Below are 18,215 nucleotides of genomic sequence, written 5' to 3'. Positions count from 1 at the left end.
AGATGAGCCACGCGACAACCGACACCAGGCGCCAATACTGGGAGCTTGAGCCCCATCACCACCCCGAAGGCGCCTCGACCAGCCTGGGCTTCTGGGTCTACCTGATGAGCGACTGCCTGATGTTCGCGGTGCTCTTTGCGGTCTATGGCGTGCTGGGCACCAGCTTCGCCGCCGGGCCGGGGCCGAAAGACCTGTTCGACCTGGAGCTGGTGGCGGTCAACACCGCCATGCTGCTGCTCTCGTCGATCACCTTCGGCTTCGCCATGCTGGCCATGGGCAAGGGCGACCAGCGCGGCACGCTGCGCTGGCTGGCGGTGACGCTGTTCTTCGGCCTGTGCTTCCTCGGCATCGAGCTTTACGAGTTCCACCACCTGATCCATATCGGCGCCGGGCCGCAGCGCTCCGGGTTCCTGTCGGCCTTCTTCACGCTGGTCGGCACGCATGGGCTGCACGTCACCTTCGGCTCGATCTGGCTGGTGACGCTGATGGTGCAGATCACCCGCACCGGGCTGATCCCGGCGAACCAGCGCCGCATGGTCTGCCTGTCGATGTTCTGGCACTTCCTCGACGTCATCTGGATCGGCGTCTTCACCTTCGTCTATCTGCTGGGGATGATCTGATGTCCGCCGAACACGCACATGCGCATCACGACGATCACGGCCACGACCACGGCAGCTATTCCTCTTACATCAAGGGCTTCCTGCTGTCGGTGATCCTGACCGCCATCCCCTTTGGCCTGGTCATGGCCGGCGGCTTCGAAAGCCGCGCCCTGACCGCCGTCACGGTGATCGGCTTTGCCGTGGTGCAGATCCTGGTCCACATGGTCTATTTCCTGCACATGAACGGCAAGCAGGAAGAGGGCTGGACCATGCTGTCCACCATCTTCACCGTGGTCGTGGTGGTGATCCTGCTGGCCGGCTCGCTGTGGGTCATGTATCACATGAACACCAACATGATGCCGCAGATGGACCATGAGCTGATGCAGGGCTTCGGTTCGTGACCCTGCGCCGGCTGGCAGCGCCGGCCGGGGCGCTGGCGGTGTTCCTGGCGCTGATGGCGCTGGGGGTCTGGCAGGTGCAGCGGCTGGCCTGGAAGACCGACCTGATCGCCCGGGTCGAGGCGCGTCTGGCCGAGCCGCCCGCACCCGCCCCCGGACCTGCCGAATGGGCCGGGATGGACGCGCGCGACGCGGAATATCGCCGCATCGCGGTGACGGGAACCTATCGCGCGGACAGCGACACGCTGGTCAAGGCGGTGACGGAACGCGGCCCGGGTTTCTGGGTGATGACGCCGATGCAGACCGCGCAGGGCTGGACCGTGCTGGTCAATCGCGGCTTCGTCGCGGATACCGCGCGCGACGACCGTGCCCTGCCCGGCGGCGAGGTGACGGTGACGGGCCTTCTGCGCATGAGCCAGCCCGGCGGCGCCTTCCTGCGCGGCAACGACCCCGGGGCCGGGCGCTGGTATTCCCGCGACACGGCCGCCATCGCCGCCGCGCAGGGCCTGGGCCCGGTGGCGCCCTGGTTCCTCGACGCCGATGCCCGCGGCGACGGGGCCCAGCCCATCGGCGGGCTGACCGTGGTCCGGTTCCGCAACAGCCATCTGGGCTATGCGGTGACCTGGTTCTCGCTGGCGGCGCTTTGGGCGGGCTGGCTTTTCTGGGCCTGGCGCCGGGGCGCGCGCGCCTGAAAATACGCGGTCTTTCCCGGCAAGCGGCGGATAAGACCGGGAAAGGCGCTGCATCTTGACTTGAATCAACGTCAGCGGGGATCGATATCCGCAGGGTGGCGCGCAAGGCGCTCGCGCCGCCATGCCGGGATTCCCGCGCGGGATCGCCATGCCCCGATGCCCGGTTCCCCTGTGCCGAGAGCCCGCCAAGGAGACGCCGATGAAGACCCCGACCCGCGCGCCGAAGCCCGTCGCCGCATCCGCCGAATTGCCGCCGGTGCCCTGCCCCGAACCCCTGGGGCGCGAGGCGTTCCGCACCTTCGACCGCATGCGCGAGGCCATGCTGGGCCAGTTCACCGGCGGGCTGTCGCCGGCGGCGCTGACGCTGGCCTTGCAGGACTGGACCATGCATCTGGCCGCCGCGCCGGGCAAGCGGATGGAGCTGATCGACAAGGCCAACCGCAAGGCGGCGCGGCTGTTGTGCCATCTGGCCGCGCTTTGCGTGGACCGCGAGGCGCCCGCCTGCATCGACCCGCTGCCCGGCGATTATCGCTTTGCCGCCGAGGGCTGGAAGAAGCCGCCCTTCAGCATCTGGGCGCAGGCCTTCCTGTTGCAGCAGCAATGGTGGCACAACGCCACGCATGAGGTGCCGGGGGTGAACCCGCATCACCAGGAGATCGTCTCGTTTACCGCGCGGCAGATCCTGGACATGTTCTCGCCCTCGAACCTGCCCTTCACCAATCCCGAGGTGATCGCCCGCACCATGGAAACCGGCGGCATGAACCTGGTGCAAGGGATGCGCAACTGGACCGAGGACCTGATCCGCCAGGCGACCGGCCAGCCCCCGGTCGGGACCGAGGATTTCGTGGTCGGCAAGGACGTGGCGGTGACGCCGGGCAAGGTCGTCTACCGCAACCACCTGATCGAGCTGATCCAATACGCCCCCGCCACCGAGACGGTGATGGCCGAGCCGATCCTGATCGTGCCGGCCTGGATCATGAAATATTACATCCTGGACCTCTCGCCGCAGAACTCGCTGATCCGGCATCTGGTGGCGCAGGGCCATACGGTCTTCTGCATCTCCTGGCGCAACCCGCAGGCCGAGGACCGCGACCTGACGCTGGACGACTATCGCCGGCGCGGGGTGATGGCGGCATTGGAGGCGGTCGGCGCCATCCTGCCGCAGCGCAAGGTCCATGCCGTGGGCTATTGCCTGGGCGGCACACTGCTGTCGATCGCTGCCGCCGACATGGCGCATGGCGACGACGACCGGCTGGCCAGCATGACCCTCCTGGCGGCGCAGACCGATTTCAGCGAACCGGGAGAGCTGGCGCTGTTCATCGACCACAGCCAGGTGAACCTGCTGGAAAGCATGATGTGGAACCGCGGCTACCTGTCCGCCGACCAGATGGCCGGGGCCTTCCAGCTGCTGCGCTCGAACGACCTGATCTGGTCGCGCATGGTGCATGACTACCTGATGGGCGAGCGCAAGCCGATGATCGACCTGATGGCCTGGAACGCCGATTCGACGCGCATGCCCTATCGCATGCATGCCGAATACCTGGAGCGGCTTTACCTGGACAACGAACTGGCCGCCGGGCGCTTCATGGTCGAGGGCCGGCCCGCCGCGATCCAGAACATCCGCGTGCCGATGTTCGTCGTCGGCACCGAGCGCGACCATGTCGCGCCGTGGCGCTCGGTCTTCAAGATCCACTACCTCAGCAATACCGAGCTGACCTTCGTGCTGACCAGCGGCGGCCACAATGCCGGCATCGTCAGCGAGCCGGGCCGGCCGCGCCGGCGCTATCGCATCGCGCTGCGCGAGGCCGGCGGGCGCTGCCCCAGCCCCGACAGCTGGGCCGAGACCGCCGAGGCGCGGCCGGGATCGTGGTGGGAGGCATGGACCGAATGGCTGGCCGCGCATTCCTCGGCCGAGCGCACGGCCCCGCCGGCCATGGGCGCGCCCCGGGCCGGCCATGCGCCGCTGGCCGATGCGCCCGGCAGCTATGTCCTGCAACGCTAGGCCAAGGCCCCGCGCATTGAACTGCCCGGCGAATGCCGCCAAACACATGACAGGTGACTGCCGAAGGAGAGCCCGATGAAGCCCGCCGAGATCGCGCCGGACGAGGTCGCATGGCACGCCCGCAGCGGCGAGGAGACCTGTGCCGCGCTGGCGACCAGCCTTGACGGGCTCGGCCATGACGAGGCCGCGCGGCGGCTGGACCGCTTCGGCCCGAACGAGCTGCCACCCGCCGCCCGCACCCATCCGGTGCTGCGCTTCCTGGCGCAGTTCAACAATGCGCTGATCTATTTCCTGCTCTCGGCCGCGGTGGCGGCCATCGCGCTGGGGCATGTCATCGACGGCGCGGTGATCGTCGTGGTGGTGCTGGTCAATGCGGTGGTCGGCTTCATCCAGGAGGGCAAGGCCGAACGCGCGCTGGACGCCATCCGCGACATGATCGCGCCCCATGCCGTGGTGGTGCGCGAGGGCGAGCGGCACACGCTCGACACCCGCCAGATCGTGCCCGGCGACATCGTGGTGATCGAGGCCGGCGACAAGGTGCCCGCCGACCTGCGCCTGCTGCGGGCGCGCGGGCTCAGCGCCGACGAGGCGATCCTGACCGGCGAATCGGTGCCGGCGGAAAAGACCGAAAGCCCGGTCGCAGCCGATGCCGTGCTGGGCGACCGCGCGCCGATCCTGCATTCCGGCACGCTGGTCACCACCGGCCAGGGCATCGGCGTGGCGGTGGCCACCGGGCCGCGGACCGAGATCGGCCGCATCTCGGGCATGATCGGGGCGGTGCAAAGCCTGACCACGCCGCTGCTGCGCCAGATCAACGCCTTCGGCACCCGCTTCACCTGGTTCGCCATCGCCACCGCGGCGCTGCTTTTCGCCTTTGCCACGCTGTTTCGGGGCTATGCCCCGCTCGACGCGCTGATGGTGGTGGTGGCGCTGGCGGTCGGCGTGGTGCCCGAGGGGCTGCCCGCCGTCATCACCATCACCCTTGCCATCGGCGTGCGCCGCATGGCCGCGCGCAATGCCGTGGTGCGCCGCCTGCCCGCGGTCGAGACGCTGGGCGCCACCTCGGTGATCTGCTCGGACAAGACCGGCACGCTGACCCGCAACGAAATGACCGTGCGCCATCTGGTGACCGCCGCCAGCGTGACCGCGGTTTCCGGCACTGGTTATGCCCCCGAGGGGCGCTTCTCCGGCCCGGACGGCGCCGAGCCCGTGCCGGATGCCGAGCGCGACGCGCTGATCCGCGCCGGGCTGCTGTGCAGCGACGCCCGGCTGGTGGAAGCCGAGGGGCATTGGACCGTGCTGGGCGATCCGATGGAGGGCGCGCTGGTCGCCACCGCCGCCAAGGCCGGCCTGCACCCCGAGACCGAGCGCGCGCTGTGGAACCGGCTCGACGAGATCCCCTTCGACGCACAGCACCGTTTCATGGCGACGCTGCACGAAACCCCGCAGGGCGAAAGGCGCATCTTCGTCAAGGGCGCGCCCGAGCGGGTGCTGGCCATGTGCGCCGACCAGGCGGCGGGCGGGTCCACCCTGCCCCTCGACCCCGGCTACTGGCAGGAATGCGTCGACGCCTGCGCCGCCGGGGGCGAGCGTGTGCTGGGCTTTGCCAGCATGACCACCGGCCCCGAGGTCGAGCGGCTGGATTTCGACATGGTCGAGGGCGGGCTGAGCTTCCTGGGCCTTGCCGGCTTCATCGACCCGCCGCGCGACGAAGCCATCGCCGCGGTGGCCGAATGCCGCTCGGCCGGGATCGGCATCAAGATGATCACCGGCGACCACAAGGGCACGGCGGCGGCCATCGCCCGCCAGCTCGACATCGCCGACGATCCGAAGGTGCTGGAGGGCGCGGCGCTGGACGGCATGCCGGACGAAAAGCTGCGCCAGGTGGTCGAGGAGGTCAGCGTCTTCGCCCGCGCCACCCCCGAGCACAAGCTACGCATCGTCAATGCCTTGCAGGCAAACGGCCATATCGTCGCCATGACCGGCGACGGGGTGAACGATGCGCCGGCGGTCAAGCAGGCCGATGTCGGCGTCGCCATGGGCCGCAAGGGCACCGAGGCCGCCAAGGAGGCGGCGCAGATGGTGCTGCTGGACGACAATTTCGCCTCGATCGTCGCCGCCGTGCATGAAGGGCGCACCGTCTACGACAACATCCGCAAGGTGATCGGCTGGACGCTGCCCTCGAATGGCGGCGAGGTGCTTTGCGTGATCCTGGCCATCATCCTTGGCGTGACCCTGCCGATGACGCCGGTGCAGATCCTGTGGATCAACATGATCCTGACCGTCACCCTGGGGTTGGTCCTGGCCTTCGAGCCGCCCGAGCCCGACGTGATGAAACGCCCGCCGCGCCCGCGCGACGCGCCGATCCTGTCGCGTTTCCTGGTCTGGCGCATCGGCTTCGTCTCGGTGCTGTTCATGCTGGGGGTCTTCGGCATCTTCGCCTATGCGCTGAGCCGCGGCTATGCCGTCGAGGGCGCCCGCACCATGGTGGTCAACATGCTGGTGGTGATGGAGATCTTCTATCTGTTCAACGTGCGCTACCTGCATCGCAGCTCGTTCAGCCTGATCGGCGCCATGGGCACGCCGGCGGTGCTGGGGGCGATCGCGGTGGTGGTGGCGGCGCAGGTCCTGTTCACCTATGCGCCCTTCATGCACGACCTGTTCGACAGCGCCCCGATCGCCTTCGTCGACGGGCTGGTGATCGTGCTGGTCGGCGTGGCGACCATGACCATCCTGGAGATCGAAAAGACCCTGACGCGCCGCGCGATGCTGTGACCCCGCTCAGCACTGGCCCAGCATCCACCGGCGCGAGCTGGCCGGGGGCTTCTTGCTGCACAGGTTGCAGCCGCAGCTGGGCAGATGCGCCCGCTTCACCACCCGCGGGGCGCCAGAGCTGGATTCGGCCCGGGTTTCGGCCCTGCGCAGCGCGCTCGACAGGGTGCTGACCTGCGGCAGGGCCGGCAGCACCGGGCTCGGCGCGCCGCAGCGGGGACAGCGGGCGCCGGCGCGGCTGGCCTCATAGCCGAGCCGGTCGCTGAAGACCCCGTGCGCGGGACAGTTGAAATCATAGACGGGCATGGCGCATCCTCCTCACATCAAGCCGTCGAGCAGCAGGAAACCCGGCAGCCAGCCGGTCACGATCCCGGCCAGCAGCGTGACCCAGGCGGTCTGGCGCAGGATCGGGCGCCCCAGCGCCAGCAGCAGGAAATACATGAACCACAGCACCCCCCAGACCAGCCAGTTCCCGGCCAGCCAGAGCTCGGTCGGCGAGCTGGCGGCGGCGATGCCGCGCAGGAAAACCGGAACCGTGCTGATCGCCACGAACAGGCTGAACCAGCCGAGCCCGCGCCCGTCCACCGCGACGACGCGGTTATAGGCCACCCAGAAATAGGTGGTGCTGAACATCAGCGTCAGCGCCGCCGCCCGCACGGTCTGCGCATCCGCCCCGGCCCCGAAGGCGCCCTGCACCACCACGCCCGCGGCGACCAGGCCCGAGACGATGTTGATGACCACGATCTCGCGGTCCTCGATCCGGCCCAAGAGCCACAGCCCGTTGAGAAACAGCACCGCGCCCACATAGAAAAGTAGAAAACCGAGCAACATGGACTTGCCTCCTGTGGAGCCGCGTCCCGGGACTGCCGGGACGCGGGCGCGTGGAACCGTCAGTTCGTCTTCGCCACCGAGACCTCGGGGACCGAGCGTTTCGGCCCGTCGCCATTCGGCCTGATGTCGAAGTCGAAGATGCCGGTCGGGATCGCCAGGGTGGCGCAGACATTGGGAATGTCCACGATGCCGGCGATGCGGCCCTCGACCGGGGCGGTGCCCAGGATCATATAGGCCTGCTCGCCCGAATAGCCGAATTTCTTCAGATATTCGATGGCGTTGAGGCAGGCCCGGCGATAGGCGACATGGGCGTCCAGGTAATATTGCTCGCCCGTGTGCTCGTCGACCGAGATGCCCTCGAAGATCAGGTAGTCGTCGAAATGCGGATCGATGGGCGAGGGCCGGAAGATCGGGTTGATGACGCCGTATTTCGCCATGCCGCCCTTGATGATATCGACCTTGATCTCGATCCAGCCGGCCATCTCGATGGCGCCGCAGAAGGTGATCTCGCCGTCGCCCTGGCTGAAATGGATGTCGCCCATCGAAAGCCCGCCGCCCTTCACATAGACGGGGAAATAGACCTTGGAGCCGCGCGACAGGTTCTTGATGTCGCAATTGCCGCCATGCTCGCGCGGGGGCACGGTGCGCCAGGCCTCCTCGGCGGCGCTTTGCGCGGCGCTGCCGGTCATCTGCCCCATCAGCGCGGTCGCGGCATGGGGTGGTGCTGCCAGCGGCGGGACGCGGTTCGGATCGGTGGCGATCAGCGCCGCCTCGCGCCGGTTCGCCTCGGCCAGCAGCTTGTGGTCGGGCAGGCAGCCGATCAGGCCGGGATGGATCAGGCCGGGATAGCGCACGCCGGGGATATGGCGCGAGGTGGTGTAGATGCCCTCGAAATCCCAGATCGACTTGGTGGCCTGCGGGTAATGCTCGGTCAGGAAGCCGCCGCCATTCTCCTTGGCGAAGAGCCCGTTGAAGCCCCAGCGCGAATCCTCGAGCGCGCCGATGTCGAGGATGTCCACCACCAGCAGGTCGCCCGGCTCGGCCCCCTCGAAGCCGAAGGGCCCGGACAGGTAATGCACCCGCGTCAAATCCACGTCGCGGATGTCGTTGGCGCTGTCGTTGTTGCCGATCTGGCCGCCGGTCCAGTCGTAGCATTCGACGCGCAGCACCTCGCCGGGCTTGAAGGTCTCGACCATCGGGATGTCGGGATGCCAGCGGTTGTGCGGCTTTTGCGCGGCCTCCTCGGGCGCCTTGTTCAGATCGACCTTGAATACGGTTTTCGACATGTTCTCCTCCCAGTTCCGGGGCCGGCGCGCGATCCTGAGACGGTCCGCCCCGATCCAGCCTGCGCCCGCCCTGTAACCGCAATTCGCGCCCGGGCCGGCGGTTGTGTAATTTTGTGTAATTTGCGGCGGGAAAGCCGATTAACGTGTAACCTGTCGGCCGGAGGAGAACGGCCTTTCCGCCCCGCCCCCGACCGGGACGGGAAACCGCCGGCTGATGGGGGACCCGATGAACATGAACCGCGCCGCCCGCGATCCCGGTCCGATGGAGGGGACCGGGGGCGGCTTTCCGGGGCTGGAGCCCGCGCCGCGCAGCTATCAGTCCTGGGTCGCGGACGAGACCATCGAGGATTACGCCCTGCGCTATGCGCCGGCCAGCCACCGGCGCTGGACGCCCTCGGTCATCGCGCATACCGCGCTTGGCGGCATCTCGTTCCTGGCGCTCGAGGCGATCGGCGCGGCGCTGACGCTGTCCTGGGGCGTGCAGACCACGGTGGTCGCGGTGCTGATCGCCTCGGTCTTCATCTTCGTCACCAGCCTGCCCATCGCCTATCACGTGGCCCGGGCGAATGTGGACATGGACCTGCTGACGCGCGGCGCGGGCTTCGGCTATATCGGCTCGTCCATCACCTCGCTGATCTACGCCACCTATACGATCATCTTCTTCGCGCTGGAGGGCGTCATCATCGCGCAGGCCCTGAAGGTCTGCTTCGGGCTGCCGCTGCCGCTGGGATACCTGCTCTCGACGCTGGCGATCCTGCCCTTCGCCTCGCGCGGGATGACCGCGATCTCGCGCTTTCAATGCGTCACGCAACTGCCCTGGATCGTGCTGGCGCTGCTGCCCTTCGCCGCCATCGCCTGGACCGACCCGGATGCGGCGCGGCGCTGGCTGGCCGCGCCCGGCCCCGAGCTGGGGCTGCTGTCGCTGGGCTCGGCCATCGGGGTGCTCTGCGCGCTGACGCTGCAAATCGGCGAGCAGGTCGATTACCTGCGCTTCCTGCCGTCGCCGCGCGCGACCGACCGGCTGCGCTGGTGGGGGGCGCTGATCCTGGCCGGGCCGGGCTGGATCCTGATCGGCGGGCTCAAGATCCTGATGGGCAGCTTTCTGGCATGGCTGGCCATCGGCGACGGCATGGCGCCGGCCGTCGCGGTCGAGCCCATCGGCATGTTCCGCCACGCCTACGAATATCTGTTCGGCCCGCAGACCGCGCTGCTGGTGGCCACGGTCTATGTGCTGATCGCGCAGATCAAGATCAACGTCACCAATGCCTATGCCGGGTCGCTGGCGCAGTCGAACTTCTTCCTGCGGCTGGCACGCTATCACCCGGGGCGGCTGATCTGGCTGCTGCTGCATGTCACGATCAGCTGCACGCTGATGCTCATGGGCGTGTTCTCGACGCTCGAGGCGGTGCTGGCGATCTATGCCAATCTGGCCCTGGCCTGGCTGGGGGCGATCTTCGCCGATCTGGCGATCCTGAAGCCGTTGCGCCTCAGCCCGGCGCGCATCGAGTTCAAGCGCGCCTATCTGCCGGATTTCAACCCGGTCGGCTGCGGCGGCATGGCCATCGGCGGGCTGGCGGGGCTGGCGCTGTTCCTCGGCGCCGCCGGCCCGCTGGCCCAGGCCTGGTCCGCGCCCATCGCCTTCGGCCTGTCGCTGGTCGCCGCGACGGCCATCGGCCTGCTGCGGCGCGGCCGGGGCTATGCGGCCCGGCCCATGCATGATTTCGGCCATGCCCCGCGCTGCGACTGTGCCATTTGCAGCCATGGCTACGAGCCGCGCGACATGGCCTATTGCACCTTCTACGAGCGGCCGATCTGCTCGCTGTGTTGCAGTCTCGAGCCGCATTGCCGCGACTATTGCAAGCGCTCGCCCGCCCTTCAGCAGGACATCGGCGATCCGCAAGCCGGCAGGTTGCGGCTGCACCGGGTCTCGCCCCGGCTGGGCCGCCGGATCTGGCAGATCGCGGCGATGTTCGCCCTGCTGATGACCGGGCTGGCCGGGCTCTATCTGGCCGGGTGGCATCTGGCCGGCAGGCTGCACCAGCCGGACCTGGCGCTGTCGCTGTTCCTGGGCGCCGCGCCGGTGATGGCGCTGATCGCCTTCTGGGCGGTCATGGCCAACGAGCGCCGCCGCCTGACCGAGGAGAACCTGCTGGGCGCGCTGCGGCGGCTGGCCTCGACCCAGCGCGAGCTGGCGATCCGCCAGCGCCTGGCCGCGGTGGGCGAGGTCGCGGCCACCATCAGCCACGAGCTGCGCAACCCGCTGGGCACCATCACCAGCTCGGTCGAGGTGCTGTCGCGCAATCCGGGCCTCGGCCCCGAGGCCGAGGAGGACGTGCTGCGCATCCGCCGCAACATCGGCCGTTGCAGCCGGATCATCGACATCCTGCTGGATTTCGCCCGCCAGGGCGCGCATGAGACCGTGTCGGTCGAACCGGGCGACTGGCTGGCCGCGCTGGTCCGGGAGCACCCGGCCCGGTCCTGCCTCGCGATCGAGGTGCCGCCGGACGTGCGGCTGCGCTGCGACCCGGCGCGGCTGCAATTCGCGGTGCGCAACCTTGTCGAGAACGGCTGGCAGGCGGCGGAGACCGTCGCCTCGCCGGCGCACCCGCCCCGCGTCACCTTGCGCGTCCTGCGCGGCGACGGGATGAGCATCATCGAGGTCGAGGATAACGGCCCCGGCCTGCTGCCCGAGATCCGGGCCCGCGCCTTCGATCCGCTGGTCACGACCAAGGAAACCGGCGTCGGCCTTGGGCTTTCGCTGGTCCGGCGCGTCGCGCAGATGCATGGCGGCGACGCCTGGATCGAGCGGACCGGACCCGATGGCACCGTCATGCGGCTGAGCATCGCGGAGCCGGGATGAGCGCGCCGGCCCGCCGCCTGATGATCGTCGACGACGATCTCGACTTCTCGGTCTCGACCTCGCGGGCGCTGGAAGGGGTCGAATGCCTGGCCGCGCCCGACGGGCCGACGGCGCTGGCGCTGCTGGAGGCCGAGGAGGTCGAGGTCGTGCTGCTCGACATCCGGCTGGGCGGCGAGGACGGCACCAGCCTTGCCCGCCGGCTGCGCGCCGCCCGCCCCGAGCTGGTCATCGTCATCATGACCGCCTATGCCACGGTGGACAGCGCCGTCGCCGCGCTCCAGGCCGGCGCCTATGACTATCTGCGCAAGCCCTTCTTCCTGGACGAGCTGATGCAGGCGCTGGAGCGCTGCTACCAGCTTTGCGACCTGCGCCGCGAAAAGCGCCGCGCCGAGCAGGAGCTGGCGCTGATGCGCCAGATGGAGGCGGCGGCGCGGCTGGCGACCGGGCTGTCGCACGACTTCAAGAACATGCTGGCGGTCATCCATGCCAACCTGTCGGTCATCGGCCAGCGCCTACCGCCGCAGGACGCGCTGCGGCCCTATGCCGGCGATGCGCTGGACGCCTCGGCCACCGCCTCGGAGCTGGTGTCGCGGCTGATCGGCTTTTCCCGCAGCAGCCCGCCGCGATCGGTGCTTGCCGACCTGCGCGACCCGGTCGCCCGCGTGACGGCGATGATGCAGCGCACGCTTTGCGCCGGGATGCAGTTGGCGCTCGACCTGCCCGGACAGGCCATCGCCGCCCCGGTCGATGCCGGGCAGTTCGAGGCCGCCCTCGTCAACCTGCTGATCAACGCCCGGGACGCGACCGAAGGCCGGGGCCGGGTCGAGGTGCGGCTCGGTCGGGTCTGGCGCGGCGGCGATTATGCGCGGCTGACGGTGCGGGACGACGGTCCCGGCCTGTCGGAGGAGGGGCTGCACCGGGCGCTGGAGCCGCTGTTCACGACGAAATCCGAGGGCACCGGGCTGGGGCTGCCGATGATCCAGCACATGGCACTGGTCAGCGGCGGCAGCTTCCGCATCCGCAACGCCGAAGCCGGCGGCGCCTGCGCGGTGCTGGAACTGCCCTGCCTGCCGCCGGCTCAGGGATCGGGCGAGAACATGTAGCCCGCCCCCCGGATGGTGCGGATGCGGCGATGCTCGGGGCCGGTATCGCCGATCTTGCGGCGGATCTTGCCGATCATCACGTCGATCGAGCGGTCATAGGGGGACCAGTGCCGGCCGACGGTCAGGTCCAGCAGCTGGTCGCGGCTCAGGACCCGGCCGGGCCGCTGCGCCAGGGCGCTGAGCAGGTTGAATTCCTGCGTGGTCAGCGCCTGCGCCCGGCCCGCCGCGTCGAGCAGCAGCCGCGCCTCCAGATCCAGCCGCCAGTGATCGAAGCCCAGAACGCGGACCGCCGCCGCGCCGGGTGCCGCAGGTGCCGCGGCCCGGGCCGCCGGCAGCCGCCGCAGGATCGCCCGCAGCCGGGCCAGCAGCTCGCGCGGCTCGAAGGGCTTGACCAGGAAGTCGTCGGCGCCGATCTCCAGCCCGACGATCCGGTCTATCGGCTCCTGCCGGGCCGAGAGGAACAGGATGCCGACATCGTGCTCGCGCTTCAGCTCGCGGGCGAGCGTATAGCCGTCGTCGCGTCCGGGCAGGCCGATATCCAGCACCACGAGGTCGAATTCGCCCGCTTCCAGCGCCCGCCACATCGCGCCGCCATCCTGCGCGATCCCGACCGCGAAGCCCTCCTCCTCGAAATAGCGCCGCAGGAAGGCGCCCAGTTTCGGGTCGTCCTCGACAAACAGGATGCGTCGGGGGGCGAGGCAGGCGTCCATGTCAACCGTTCAACCGACAACTCTCGGGGCTGCTGTGCCGGCATCTTAGCCGAGCGCGATATTCCGGCCTAGCGATTTCCCGGCCGGCCCATGGCGGCGGCCCGCGCGCGGATGCGGGCCGGATTGATTTTGTTCTCTGTATGTTCTATATTGCGAGCATGATCCGCAAGGGAGATCCGCCATGGATGCCACCACCTTTGCCCTGCCGGCCACGCCGCGCCAGATCGCCTATGCCCGCTCGCTTGCCCTGAGGAACCAGACGCTTCTGCCTTGGGAGGTGCAGCAGGACCGCCGCACGCTCAGCGCCTGGATCGAGGCACAGGCCCGGATGAAACCGGTCACGGGCCTGCCGACCTCGAAACAGGTCGCCTTCGCCGAACGCATCGCCCGCATCAAGCGCCGCGCGGTGCCCGACGAATGCTTCCGCGACCGCCAGCTTCTGTCGCGCTGGATCGACAGCAACCGCTGAGCAGCGGCCGCCCCCTGCCCTGCCTGCGCGACGTGAGGGCGGGCAGTTCAAAATCGCACAGCATGCTAGATGATGCTGCCATTATGCCGGAAGGCTCCCCGACCGCATATTCAGCGCCAGGGCCGCTTTACCGCCGGCACGGCGACACGCTACTGCGCCTCGGCGCTGAAGCGGGGCGGGCTGACAACGGCGCGCGGCACGGCCCGGCGGCCGGCGCATATCGGGCGCTTCCCGCAACATATCGGGCGACAAATCTGCCGGTCTTCGAGCGCGCGGACCTAAGTCTCTGGCGAGCCGAGCCCGGCAAGCGCCGTCAATTGCGCCCCGGTCGGGTCCGCCAGATCGTCCAGCACCTGGAAATGGTCGCAGCCGGGCACATGCAGCAGGGCCACCTGCTCGCCCGCCCGCCGGCAGGCTTGGGCGTAATCGTCGGATTGCCGGACCAGTTCCGGCAGTTCCCCTGCCCCGACCGCAACCAGCATGGGCGCCCCCGCCGCGATGATCCGCTGCGGGCTGCAAGCGGCGATCTCGGCATGGGTCAGTTGCAGCTTGTCGTTCAATTGCCCGAGGCTGATCGGCTCCAGATCGAAAAGCCCGCTGATCGCCAGCACCGAAGCCACCGCCGGGTGGCCGCGATGCATGGCCGCCAGATGCCCGCCGGCGGAGTGCCCGGCCAGGCAGAGCCGCCGCCCGGCAAGCCGGGGCGCGAGATGGTCGAGCAGCCGGCCGATCTCGGCCACGATCTGCGTCATCGAAGCCTGGGGCGCCAGCGTGTATTCGGCCAGGATCACGTCATGGCCGCGCGCCATGGGACCGGCGGCGCAGAAGGCGAAATCCTCCTTGACGCAGCTCTGCCAATAGCCGCCGTGGATGAAGACGAAGATCGGCGCATCCGGCCTGCCGCTGGCGAACCAGTCACAGGTCTGGCGCGCGCCGGGGCCATAGCGCAAATCCCGCCGGCAGTCATGCGTGGCATAGAAGGCCGCGCTGCGGGCGCGGAAATCGCGCATCAGCCCCGGAAAATCCGCGAGGCGGCCGGTGTTGCTGTAGGCCGTGTCCAGTTCCTGGCGGGTCATCCCCCGGTAAATCGTCGTCGCCATTCACACCCCCAGATAGCGGTCGGTCAGGTCCGGGGTCAGATCGGCGATGCCGCCCTGCCAGACCGTCGCGCCGCGCTCGACGATCACCGCGCGGTCGGCGACCGAGGCGATCTCGCTGAGCGACTTGTCCACCAGCAGGATCGACAGCCCTTCGGATTTCAACCGCCGCACGCCGGCCCAGATCTCCTGCCGCACCACCGGGGCCAGGCCCTCGGTCGCCTCGTCCAGCACCAGCAGGCGCGGATTGGTCATCAGCGCCCGGCCGATGGCCAGCATCTGCTGCTCGCCCCCCGACAGGGTGCGCGCGACCTGGCCCATGCGTTCCTGCAAGCGCGGGAACAGCGCACAGACGCGGGCCATGTCCCAAGGGCCGGGCCGGGCGGCGACGGTCAGGTTCTCGGCCACGGTCAGCGGCGCGAAACAGCGCCGGCCCTCGGGCACCAGCCCGACGCCCAGCCGCGCCACCTTGGGCGCCGAGAGGCCGGCGACATCCCGGCCGGCAAAGCGCAGGCTGCCGGCGGAATGCGGCATCAGGCGGCTGATGCAGCGGATCGTCGTGGTCTTGCCCATGCCGTTGCGGCCCATCAGCGCCACGACCTCGCCCTCGTCCAGGTCCAGGGTGATGCCGAACAACGCCTGCACCGGGCCGTAGGACGCGGTCACGTCGCGCAATTCCAGAAGATGGGTCATGCCTCCTCTCCCAGATAGGAGCGCCGCACCTCGGGATTGGCGCGGATCTCGGCCACGCTGCCTGTGGCGATGATGCGGCCATAGACCAGCACCGAAATGCGGTCGGCCAGCGCAAAGACCGCGTCCATGTCATGTTCGACCAGCAGGATCGGCGCCTCGTTGCGCAGCTCGGCCAGGATGCCGGTCAGCTGCCGCCCACCCTCCAGCCCCATGCCGGCCATGGGCTCGTCCAGCAGGAAGGCGCGCGGGCGCAGGGCCAGCGCCATGGCGATCTCCAGCTTGCGGCGCTCGCCATGCGAAAGGGTAGCGGCGGGGACAAGATGCCGCCCGGCTAGGCCCGCCTGCTCGATATGGAACAGGGCGGGTTCGGTCAGCTTGCGGTCGGCCAGCGCCGGCAGGTGAAAGCGGAACACCGCGCCGCTGGCCCCGGCCACCGCCAGCATGACGTTTTGCAGTACGGTGAAGTCCGGGATCACCGAGGACACCTGGAAGCTGCGCGCCAGCCCCAGCCGCGCCCGCGCCGCCGCGTCCAGCGTATCGATCACCTGCCCCTCGAAGCGGATGCTGCCGGCGTCGGGCCGGATCTCGCCGACGATCTGCTTGATCAGCGTGGACTTGCCGGCGCCGTTCGGGCCGATCAGGGCGTGGATCTCGCCCGGGCGCAGGTCCAGGCTGACATCGTCGGTCGCCACCAGCGCGCCAAAGGACTTGCGCAGGCCGCGGATCTCCAGGATGGGTTCGTTGAGTTTCGGTTCAGGCATGGCGGCCCCTCCGCGTGACGATGCCGATCAGCCCGCCCGGCGCGAACAGCACGATGACCAGCAGCAGAAGGCCCAGCAGCGCCTGCCAGTAATCGCTGATGCCGCCCAGAACATGCTCCAGCAGGATGAAGATCGCCGCACCCGCGACCGGGCCGCAAAGCCGCCCCACGCCGCCCAGGATGACGAAGACCATGATCTCGCCCGACATGTGCCAGGACAGCATGGCCGGGCTGACGAAGCGGTTGAGGTCGGCATAAAGCGACCCCGCCAGCCCGACGATCATCCCCGACAGCACGAATGCCGTCAGCCGGATGGCATAGGGGCGGATGCCGACGGCGATGGTGCGCTGGCTGTTCTGCCGCGCCGCCTGCAAGGCCAGGCCGAAACGCGACTGCGTGACCACGGCGGTAAAGACCAGCGCCACGGCCAGCAGCGTGGCGCAGATGGCGAAATACTGGATCGGGGCGAAGGTATTGAGGCCGGGGAAGCTGTTGCGGACATAGAAGCTCAGCCCGTCCTCGCCGCCATAGCGCGGCCAGCTGATGGCGAAATAGTAAAGCATCTGCGCGAAGGCCAGCGTCACCATGATGAAATAGACCCCCGAGGTGCGCAGGCTGAGCGCGCCGATGACCAGCGCCACCAGCCCCGCCGCCAGCATCGCCATGGGCCAGATGCCCAGCATCTCGTTGCTGCCCATGATGGTAAAGGGCAGGCTGGTGACGGGCATGCCCGTGCTGGCATGGCTGGCAAGGATCCCGGTGACATAGCCGCCGATGCCGAAGAAGGCGGCATGGCCGAAGGAAATCAGCCCGCCATAGCCGAGCGCCAGGTTCAGCCCCACCCCGGCCAGGCCGAAGATCGCAGCCTTGGTCGCCAGCGTGACGGTAAAACCGTTGCCGGCCAGATGCGCGCCGACGGCGGTGGCGACCAGCAGGGCAAGGATCGCCAGGTTGATCGCGGTATCGCGGTTCAATGTCTCTCGCATCGCTCAGCCCCTCGCCCCGAACAGCCCCTGCGGCCGCAGGATCAGCACCACGGCCATCAGCACATAGATCAGCACCGAGGCCAGCGAGGCGCCGATGGTATTGGCGCTGGACGCATCCAGCACCCGCGACAGCAGCCCCGGCAGCAGCGCCTTGCCCAGCGTGTCGGTCATGCCGACCAGCAGCGCGCCGACAAGCGCGCCCTTGATCGAGCCGATGCCGCCGATCACCACCACGACGAAGGCCAGGATCAGCACCGGCTCGCCCATGCCGACCTGCACCGACTGGATGGTGCCGACCAGCGCCCCGGCGAAGCCCGCCAGCGCCGCGCCAAGCGCGAAGACGATGGTGTAGAGCCGCGCGATATCGACGCCGAGCGCGCCGATCATCTCGCGATCCGCCTCGCCGGCGCGGATGCGGATGCCCAGCCGGGTGCGGGTGATGAGCCACCACAGCCCCACGGCCACCGCCGCGCCGAAGCCGATGATGACCAGCCGGAACAGCGGATAATGCAGCCCGCCCGGCAGCACCACCGCGCCGGAAAGCGAGGCGGGCAGCTTGAGGTAAAGCGGGAAGGAACCGAACAGCCAGCGCGTGCCCTCGGAGAACACCAGGATCAGCGCGAATGTCGCCAGCACCTGGTCCAGGTGGTCACGCGCGTAAAGCCGGCGGATCACCGCCATCTCGACCAGCGCGCCGGCAGCGGCCGCCGCCGCCAGGCTGGCGACCAGCCCCAGCCAGAACGAGCCGGTTGCCGCCGCCACCGCCGCGCAGGCGAAGGCCCCGGTCATGTAGAGCGAGCCATGCGCAAGGTTGATCAGCCCCATGACGCCGAAGACCAGCGTCAGCCCGGCCGCCATCAGAAACAGCATCATCCCGTATTGCAGGCCGTTCAGCGCCTGCTCGGCCAGAAGCATCACCGCTTTCTCTCCCGAATTGCCAGGGTGGGGCCGGACCCG

At 69.1% G+C, this 18,215-nt stretch carries 17 protein-coding genes; 8 read left to right on the top strand and 9 right to left on the bottom strand.

What is annotated here, in order from left to right; genetic code table 11:
- Positions 1 to 2 precede the first annotated feature (2 nt).
- The 5 genes from cyoC to AQY21_RS23030 all read left to right on the top strand — a co-directional run bounded on the left by cyoC (position 3) and on the right by AQY21_RS23030 (position 6,466).
- Positions 3 to 620 carry a cytochrome o ubiquinol oxidase subunit III gene (gene cyoC, locus AQY21_RS23050; protein ID WP_058099921.1) on the top strand — a complete coding sequence of 206 codons (618 nt, stop codon included), beginning with the start codon at positions 3 to 5 and terminating at the stop codon, positions 618 to 620.
- Positions 620 to 1,000 carry a cytochrome o ubiquinol oxidase subunit IV gene (cyoD, locus tag AQY21_RS23045; RefSeq protein ID WP_058099920.1) on the top strand — a complete coding sequence of 127 codons (381 nt, stop codon included), beginning with the start codon at positions 620 to 622 and terminating at the stop codon, positions 998 to 1,000. Before cyoC ends, cyoD begins: the two co-directional genes overlap by 1 nt.
- On the top strand, positions 997 to 1,689 hold the full coding sequence (locus tag AQY21_RS23040; protein WP_082658243.1) for an SURF1 family protein: 693 nt from the start codon (positions 997 to 999) through the stop codon (positions 1,687 to 1,689). The genes cyoD and AQY21_RS23040 overlap by 4 nt, the downstream gene beginning before the upstream one ends.
- A gap of 199 nt (positions 1,690 to 1,888) precedes the next feature.
- A complete protein-coding gene (locus AQY21_RS23035) occupies positions 1,889 to 3,691 on the top strand; it encodes an alpha/beta hydrolase (RefSeq protein ID WP_058099919.1) in 1,803 nt (600 codons plus the stop codon).
- Positions 3,692 to 3,766: 75 nt separating this feature from the next.
- Positions 3,767 to 6,466: a cation-transporting P-type ATPase gene (locus tag AQY21_RS23030; RefSeq protein WP_058099918.1), complete on the top strand. Its 2,700-nt coding sequence runs from the start codon at positions 3,767 to 3,769 to the stop codon at positions 6,464 to 6,466.
- Positions 6,467 to 6,472: 6 nt separating this feature from the next.
- On the opposite strand, the gene AQY21_RS23025 is transcribed toward AQY21_RS23030, so the two are convergent.
- The 3 genes from AQY21_RS23025 to fmdA are packed head-to-tail and all read right to left on the bottom strand — an operon-like array spanning position 6,473 to position 8,580.
- Positions 6,473 to 6,769 carry a zinc ribbon domain-containing protein gene (locus AQY21_RS23025; protein ID WP_058099917.1) on the bottom strand — a complete coding sequence of 99 codons (297 nt, stop codon included), beginning with the start codon at positions 6,767 to 6,769 and terminating at the stop codon, positions 6,473 to 6,475.
- Positions 6,770 to 6,781: 12 nt separating this feature from the next.
- The gene (locus AQY21_RS23020) at positions 6,782 to 7,294 is read right to left on the bottom strand and encodes an AmiS/UreI family transporter (protein ID WP_058099916.1); all 513 of its coding nucleotides are present in this window, start codon (positions 7,292 to 7,294) and stop codon (positions 6,782 to 6,784) included.
- 59 nt (positions 7,295 to 7,353) lie between these two features.
- Complete coding sequence (gene fmdA, locus AQY21_RS23015) at positions 7,354 to 8,580, bottom strand: formamidase (RefSeq protein ID WP_058099915.1); 1,227 nt, start codon at positions 8,578 to 8,580, stop codon at positions 7,354 to 7,356.
- 226 nt (positions 8,581 to 8,806) lie between these two features.
- On the opposite strand from fmdA, the gene AQY21_RS23010 reads away from it, so the two are divergent.
- Positions 8,807 to 11,440 (top strand): ATP-binding protein, encoded by a 2,634-nt coding sequence (locus tag AQY21_RS23010; protein WP_152988327.1) that lies wholly within the window; start codon positions 8,807 to 8,809, stop codon positions 11,438 to 11,440.
- On the top strand, positions 11,437 to 12,543 hold the full coding sequence (locus AQY21_RS23005; RefSeq protein WP_058099914.1) for a sensor histidine kinase: 1,107 nt from the start codon (positions 11,437 to 11,439) through the stop codon (positions 12,541 to 12,543). The genes AQY21_RS23010 and AQY21_RS23005 overlap by 4 nt, the downstream gene beginning before the upstream one ends.
- Here the strand turns inward: AQY21_RS23005 and AQY21_RS23000 are convergent.
- Positions 12,519 to 13,253 (bottom strand): response regulator, encoded by a 735-nt coding sequence (locus AQY21_RS23000; RefSeq protein WP_058099913.1) that lies wholly within the window; start codon positions 13,251 to 13,253, stop codon positions 12,519 to 12,521. The two genes, AQY21_RS23005 and AQY21_RS23000, sit on opposite strands and share 25 nt — an antisense overlap.
- Positions 13,254 to 13,434: 181 nt before the next feature.
- Between AQY21_RS23000 and AQY21_RS22995 the strand changes: the two genes are divergently transcribed.
- Complete coding sequence (locus tag AQY21_RS22995) at positions 13,435 to 13,722, top strand: hypothetical protein (RefSeq protein WP_058099912.1); 288 nt, start codon at positions 13,435 to 13,437, stop codon at positions 13,720 to 13,722.
- 278 nt (positions 13,723 to 14,000) lie between these two features.
- On the opposite strand, the gene AQY21_RS22990 is transcribed toward AQY21_RS22995, so the two are convergent.
- From AQY21_RS22990 to AQY21_RS22970, 5 genes are read right to left on the bottom strand one after another with little or no spacing between them, the layout of a single operon-like run.
- Positions 14,001 to 14,822 (bottom strand): alpha/beta hydrolase, encoded by an 822-nt coding sequence (locus AQY21_RS22990; RefSeq protein WP_058099911.1) that lies wholly within the window; start codon positions 14,820 to 14,822, stop codon positions 14,001 to 14,003.
- Positions 14,823 to 15,512, bottom strand: coding sequence for an ABC transporter ATP-binding protein (locus AQY21_RS22985; protein WP_058099910.1), 690 nt, complete (start codon positions 15,510 to 15,512; stop codon positions 14,823 to 14,825).
- Positions 15,509 to 16,273 (bottom strand): ABC transporter ATP-binding protein, encoded by a 765-nt coding sequence (locus tag AQY21_RS22980; RefSeq protein WP_058099909.1) that lies wholly within the window; start codon positions 16,271 to 16,273, stop codon positions 15,509 to 15,511. The genes AQY21_RS22985 and AQY21_RS22980 overlap by 4 nt, the downstream gene beginning before the upstream one ends.
- The gene (locus AQY21_RS22975; protein WP_082658242.1) at positions 16,266 to 17,258 is read right to left on the bottom strand and encodes a branched-chain amino acid ABC transporter permease; all 993 of its coding nucleotides are present in this window, start codon (positions 17,256 to 17,258) and stop codon (positions 16,266 to 16,268) included. The genes AQY21_RS22980 and AQY21_RS22975 overlap by 8 nt, the downstream gene beginning before the upstream one ends.
- A 3-nt stretch (positions 17,259 to 17,261) precedes the next feature.
- A complete protein-coding gene (locus AQY21_RS22970) occupies positions 17,262 to 18,173 on the bottom strand; it encodes a branched-chain amino acid ABC transporter permease (protein WP_058099908.1) in 912 nt (303 codons plus the stop codon).
- Between the last annotated feature and the right edge of the window lie 42 nt (positions 18,174 to 18,215).

The organism is Paracoccus sp. MKU1, assembly GCF_001447385.1.
In the GTDB taxonomy this organism is placed as follows: Bacteria; Pseudomonadota; Alphaproteobacteria; order Rhodobacterales; family Rhodobacteraceae; genus Paracoccus.
This window is presented reverse-complemented; position numbering and strand designations above follow the sequence as displayed.

Excerpts from the sequence above, each read along its gene's own strand:
- cyoC (WP_058099921.1), top strand. The coding sequence starts at position 3 with ATGAGCCACGCGACAACCGACACCAGGCGCCAATACTGGGAGCTTGAG.
- cyoD (WP_058099920.1), top strand. The coding sequence starts at position 620 with ATGTCCGCCGAACACGCACATGCGCATCACGACGATCACGGCCACGAC.
- AQY21_RS23035 (WP_058099919.1), top strand. The coding sequence starts at position 1,889 with ATGAAGACCCCGACCCGCGCGCCGAAGCCCGTCGCCGCATCCGCCGAA.
- AQY21_RS23030 (WP_058099918.1), top strand. The coding sequence starts at position 3,767 with ATGAAGCCCGCCGAGATCGCGCCGGACGAGGTCGCATGGCACGCCCGC.
- AQY21_RS23025 (WP_058099917.1), bottom strand. The coding sequence starts at position 6,769 with ATGCCCGTCTATGATTTCAACTGTCCCGCGCACGGGGTCTTCAGCGAC.
- AQY21_RS23020 (WP_058099916.1), bottom strand. The coding sequence starts at position 7,294 with ATGTTGCTCGGTTTTCTACTTTTCTATGTGGGCGCGGTGCTGTTTCTC.
- fmdA (WP_058099915.1), bottom strand. The coding sequence starts at position 8,580 with ATGTCGAAAACCGTATTCAAGGTCGATCTGAACAAGGCGCCCGAGGAG.
- AQY21_RS23010 (WP_152988327.1), top strand. The coding sequence starts at position 8,807 with ATGAACATGAACCGCGCCGCCCGCGATCCCGGTCCGATGGAGGGGACC.
- AQY21_RS23005 (WP_058099914.1), top strand. The coding sequence starts at position 11,437 with ATGAGCGCGCCGGCCCGCCGCCTGATGATCGTCGACGACGATCTCGAC.
- AQY21_RS23000 (WP_058099913.1), bottom strand. The coding sequence starts at position 13,253 with ATGGACGCCTGCCTCGCCCCCCGACGCATCCTGTTTGTCGAGGACGAC.
- AQY21_RS22995 (WP_058099912.1), top strand. The coding sequence starts at position 13,435 with ATGGATGCCACCACCTTTGCCCTGCCGGCCACGCCGCGCCAGATCGCC.
- AQY21_RS22990 (WP_058099911.1), bottom strand. The coding sequence starts at position 14,822 with ATGGCGACGACGATTTACCGGGGGATGACCCGCCAGGAACTGGACACG.
- AQY21_RS22985 (WP_058099910.1), bottom strand. The coding sequence starts at position 15,512 with ATGACCCATCTTCTGGAATTGCGCGACGTGACCGCGTCCTACGGCCCG.
- AQY21_RS22980 (WP_058099909.1), bottom strand. The coding sequence starts at position 16,273 with ATGCCTGAACCGAAACTCAACGAACCCATCCTGGAGATCCGCGGCCTG.
- AQY21_RS22975 (WP_082658242.1), bottom strand. The coding sequence starts at position 17,258 with ATGCGAGAGACATTGAACCGCGATACCGCGATCAACCTGGCGATCCTT.
- AQY21_RS22970 (WP_058099908.1), bottom strand. The coding sequence starts at position 18,173 with ATGCTTCTGGCCGAGCAGGCGCTGAACGGCCTGCAATACGGGATGATG.